The sequence below is a fragment of the Limnofasciculus baicalensis BBK-W-15 genome (assembly GCF_024178385.1).
In the GTDB taxonomy this organism is placed as follows: Bacteria; Cyanobacteriota; Cyanobacteriia; order Cyanobacteriales; family Coleofasciculaceae; genus Limnofasciculus; species Limnofasciculus baicalensis.
In genome coordinates this window covers 1-4,776 of record NZ_JAMZMM010000415.1, presented here as the reverse complement: position 1 = coordinate 4,776, position 4,776 = coordinate 1, and the positions used below count along the sequence as shown (strand labels likewise).

Here is a 4,776-nt window from a genome sequence, read left to right as displayed (position 1 = left end):
GGTTTAGGCATAGCCATTCGACTAGGTTATCCTGAATGTAGTTAGGAAAAATACTAGTAACCTCAAAAAGGAGAATGCACCATGACCTGGCGTGGATCGACAACTGTACAAGACCGGATTTTTGCCGCCCTTCCTTATATTCTGCCTTTAATCTCTGGTTTGGAATTTGGGGGTTATTTATTTAGTCAGTTTCCACAACTAACTATAATTCTGATTCCACTCACACCATTCATTTTTATTTACAGTAAAATTCCTTTTGCCGGAATGGTCGTTTTCTTTCTCTTGTTCTTATTAGTAGTGAGGAATGACAGAATTATCCATTTTATTCGGTTTAACGCGATGCAGGCGCTTCTTTTAGATATTCTTTTAGTCCTGTTTAGTTTAGCAATGAGTATTTTAGGGCGTGGGCTGGGTGAGAATTTGGTCACCCAAACCCTCTTTAACGTAATCTTTTTGGGAACCTTTGGTGCTTGTGGCTACGCAATTGTCCAATCCCTCCTCGGACGTTATGCAGAAATTCCTACCTTATCGGAAGCAGTTTATGCACAAGTCCGTTAAGGCTGATAACTTACAAGCCTTTGGGCAAAGTATTGTAGGTAGTCTGGTTAGTCCCCAATATAACTCGAAAAGCTGATTTTTATCTGGCGGGGAATGAGTCAGACTACAATTATTAAAGGATCAGGAACGAGGAACAATGGTGTTTTCCAGATGACCGATTCCCTCTATTTCTACACGAATGCGATCGCCGATTTTCATCGCTCCCACCCCTTGGGGCGTACCTGTCAAAATCACGTCTCCTGGTAATAATGTCATAATTTGAGAAATGTAAGATACTAAAAATTCAGGTGAAAATACCATAAGATCGATGGAGGCGGATTGGACGGGTTCGGCCGCATCATTCAAAAATGTCTGCAACTTTGCCCCAGGAGGCAATTCTCGGACAATCCACGGACCTAGAGGACAAAAGGTATCAAATCCTTTCCCTCTTGTCCATTGTCCGTCTTTCTGTTGTAAATCTCTTGCTGTGACATCGTTAGCAATGGTATAGCCCCAGATTTTAGTCGTGGCTTGGGCTGGGGTACAGTCTAGACAATGTTCGCCAATCACCAAGGCTAACTCTCCCTCATAATCCACTCGTTGGGATTGATGGGGATACTTGATTTCGCGATCGGCAGCAGTAATAGTTGTAGGTGGTTTGAGAAACAATAAGGGTTCTAAGGGTACTGGTGTTCCCATTTCTGCGGCATGATCTCTATAGTTTTTCCCCACCGCTACAATTTTAGTTGGGGCACAGGGAGCAAGTAACTGGTAACTTCCAGGTTCTAATTCTAAATCGGTGGGTTGCCCCTGTAACCAAGGTGGCGCATCCAGCACCTGGATGGTGCGCGTGATTTGCAACAAGCCATAGTAGGTTTGCCCTTGAGAGGTTTTGACTCGGACATAGCGCTGCGCCATAATTTTAGAGATTCCTTGGCGATCGAATGAAAGTGTCTACTTGGAAAAGATAGGGATTAGTCCTGGCAGCTAGCTATAATTAATAGCAGATATCTCCCCGCAGCTAACTATACCGCCTCATTTATCTGGCGAAGCTCTTGCCAAGATTAAGGTAAAATTAATATAGAATATCCCGGTAGCAATCCCCACACCCAATGGGAAAGGGGGTTTTAAAGTGCGTGAAGTTAGCCACACCCGTAGCTACTGGGATAATTTTGTGTCCTTGCTTCCTCCTTCAGTCAATGGGTAGAAAATCCCCAAGCACTAAGGAAGAAGCCAAGTTGTCCATAAGGAGAGTCATACCTGTGAGTGATAGTTACGAGTTAATGTATATCCTGCGTCCCGATTTGTCAGAAGAGCAGGTTAATGTTGCGATCGCTAAATACCGAGAATTGTTGCATACCCAAGGCAGCACAGATATCGAAATTCAACATCGGGGTAAGCGTCGTTTGGCTTATATGATCGGCAAGCACCGGGAAGGGATTTACATTCAGATGAATTACAAGGCTCCTCCTACTCATGTCGCTCTGATCGAAAGAGCGATGCGCTTCAGTGAGGATGTGATTCGCTATCTGACTCTGAAGCAAGATTTACCCGCACCTAAACCTGAGCCTGTTGCTGTGGAGAGTTAGGGAGTAGGGAGTAGGGTGTAGGGAGTAGGGAGTAGGGTGTAGGGTGTAGGGTGTAGGGTGTAGGGTGTAGGGTGAAACTATTTTTTTTACTTCATACTTCAGCCTTCATACTTCAGCCTTCATACTTCAGCCTTCATACTTCAGCCTTCATACTTCATACTTCATACTTCATACTTCATACTTCAGCCTTCATCCTTTATCCTTTTAAGCGAGATATCCTGAAGTAAACGATCGTACCCAGAAGAGTGTAATACAAACCTATTCACCAACTCTTCTGGGAATAATCACCATTGGTGAGTGCGTACCATTAAGAGTACCTTTACTCCTCTAGCCACCAGCATGATCGTAACCGATGCTACTTCCCATAAAGTTTCGAGCTGGAATCGGCAAACCTATCAACGCTTGAAACTTGCTTTGAGTCTTAATCTGCGCCGCCAAATTTTTGTGGCTGTTTGTGATGATTTGAGCTTGCGGAATCGTTTGGCTAGCCAATTGCATCACGAATTGGAGATATCTTCAGCTCGAGAATCTTTCTCCAGTCAAAGTTACCCTAAATTAGTGAGTCTAAACCTGAATTTGAGCGATCCTAATCCTTTTGCTCAAATGATTCAATGGTTATCTCAAAATCCACCATCTCGCCGCATTACTATTGCGCCTGGATTTCAGATTCTGGGTATTGAACGATTAACCCGACAACCTCCAACTATTCAGCGGTTGTTTCTCAAACATCTACGGAAAATTGAGTGCCATTTACCTCATCTGGAAGTAAGTTTGTTGCTATGGTTACCTCGACCTTGGTTTCATAATATTGTACAGTCTGCACCGGAATTTTGGCAATGGCATACTGGGGTATTTGAGTTTGAAGGAGAGCCAACTCCGTTGCCTCCTGTTGGTATATATAGTCCGGAATCGTCAGATAATAGAAGGGAGTTAGGGGAAACTACGGGTTCGTTTAAGGCGGATTTGCGATCGCTCTTAGATGGGGATTTAGTTGAGACGGGAGATTTTGCTTTTAATAGCGATGGAATTAATTGGCAAAATCAATTAGTTGGTGATGATGCTCTATTGGGGAGTGCGGCTAATGGTATTATGAGTGACAGGCGAGATGCCTGTCCTACAGATATTGGAGATAGGAGCGGTGGGGATAATTTTGCTATTTCTCAATTATATAGAAATGATTTTGCTCCGGTAATTGGAGATGACGGGATTGGCGATAATTTTCTTGTCTCTCAATTATTAAATATAGATGGCTTTAATTCGGAAATTAGCGATGAATATAATAGTTTTACGTTAAACGATCTTAAAAACAATCCTATTAGCGATCAAAAGATAGGTGATAATTCTGCTAGTTATCAATTGAATGGAGATGAAGGTAATAGGGAGATTGGGGATAATTCTGCTATTGCCGAATCGGATAGTTTTATTGTTGATGGGGTTAAGGAGTCAGTATCGCCAGCGGATGCTTATTTACAATTAGGCGATCAATATCGCCAAGCTATTGAAGGGGGAGATGTCTCGGAGGAAAATTTAGCGATCGCAATTCAGGCTTATGAATTGGCTTTACAATCTTTAGATGAGTCTTCGTCTCAAGCACCAAATATTCTCAATGACTTGGGTAATCTTTACTGGATGCTATCTCGCCATTCTCATAATATAGCACATCGGACTTCTTATTTAGAACAAGGTATTCAAGCTTATCAGATTGCCTTAACTAAAATTGTTGCTGAAGATGCACCCCAAATCTATGCCATGATTCAAAATAATTTGGGTGCTGCTTATGGCGATTTAGCTCGCTATCAAGAGCCAGTTGAAAGCTTGGAATTATCGATTCGCGCTTATCAAGAAGCGTTGCACTATCGCAGTGGTGAAATCGATCCGATTAAATACGCCTCTACTCAGAATAATTTAGGAACAGCCTATTGGTATTTAGCCCAACATCAATCGCCAGTTGAGAACTTACATCAGGCAATTACTGCTTATGCGGAATCTCTGTGTTATTATACCACGGAATCGGAAAAGATGAACTGGGCGATGATTCAAAATAATTTGGGTACGGCTTATTGGAATTTGGCACAATATGAACAACCACAAATGTGGTTGGAGTTAGCAGTGCTAGCTTATAAAGATGCTTTGAGTTATCGCACTCATGAATCTGCACCTGCGGCTTCTGCGGCGACTGAGAATAATTTGGGTACGGCTTATTGGCATCTAGCAGATAGATGTCAGGATGTACCGGAACGTAGGTTAGAATATTTGCAGCATTGTATTCTAGCTTATCAAAATGCGATCGCGCTTGTCGAGCAACTGGCAGAAAATAATCCACCAGTATCGGTTAATTTTGATGTTATCGCTACTCGCAATAATTTGGGATTAGCTCATTATCAGTTAGCTACAGAAGCTGAGTTTTCTTTAGATGGAGCAGTTAAGTCGGAGCATTTGGCAGGAGCGCTAGAGCAACAGGTGAAATCTTGTCTGGCAGGGAAACCGGAATCTGATGCCTATCAAACTGCTTTGAGCTATCTGATTAAGACTATTCGGACTTTTTATCAGGAAAGGGGTATTAGTGGGCAAAATTTTGCTCTGTCGAAAGTGCCAGGTAAGTTGTTACCAGAGATTTTACCGCGATTGTAGGTAGTAGATGGGGTAACGG

The 4,776-nt window shown here is 42.6% G+C and carries 4 protein-coding genes; 3 read left to right on the top strand and 1 reads right to left on the bottom strand.

The features are described 5' to 3' along the window. Positions 1 to 81: 81 nt before the first annotated feature. Complete coding sequence (locus NJ959_RS25650) at positions 82 to 558, top strand: Tic20 family protein (RefSeq protein WP_254014592.1); 477 nt, start codon at positions 82 to 84, stop codon at positions 556 to 558. 120 nt (positions 559 to 678) lie between these two features. On the opposite strand, the gene NJ959_RS25645 is transcribed toward NJ959_RS25650, so the two are convergent. Then, positions 679 to 1,455 carry a fumarylacetoacetate hydrolase family protein gene (locus tag NJ959_RS25645; RefSeq protein WP_254014591.1) on the bottom strand — a complete coding sequence of 259 codons (777 nt, stop codon included), beginning with the start codon at positions 1,453 to 1,455 and terminating at the stop codon, positions 679 to 681. Between the two features lie 344 nt (positions 1,456 to 1,799). On the opposite strand from NJ959_RS25645, the gene rpsF reads away from it, so the two are divergent. Next, positions 1,800 to 2,126, top strand: a complete 327-nt coding sequence (gene rpsF, locus NJ959_RS25640) for a 30S ribosomal protein S6 (RefSeq protein WP_373693708.1) — start codon at positions 1,800 to 1,802, stop codon at positions 2,124 to 2,126. 297 nt (positions 2,127 to 2,423) lie between these two features. Then, entirely contained in the window at positions 2,424 to 4,757 is a 2,334-nt protein-coding gene (locus NJ959_RS25635; RefSeq protein WP_254014590.1) for a tetratricopeptide repeat protein, read from the top strand. Positions 4,758 to 4,776 lie beyond the last annotated feature (19 nt).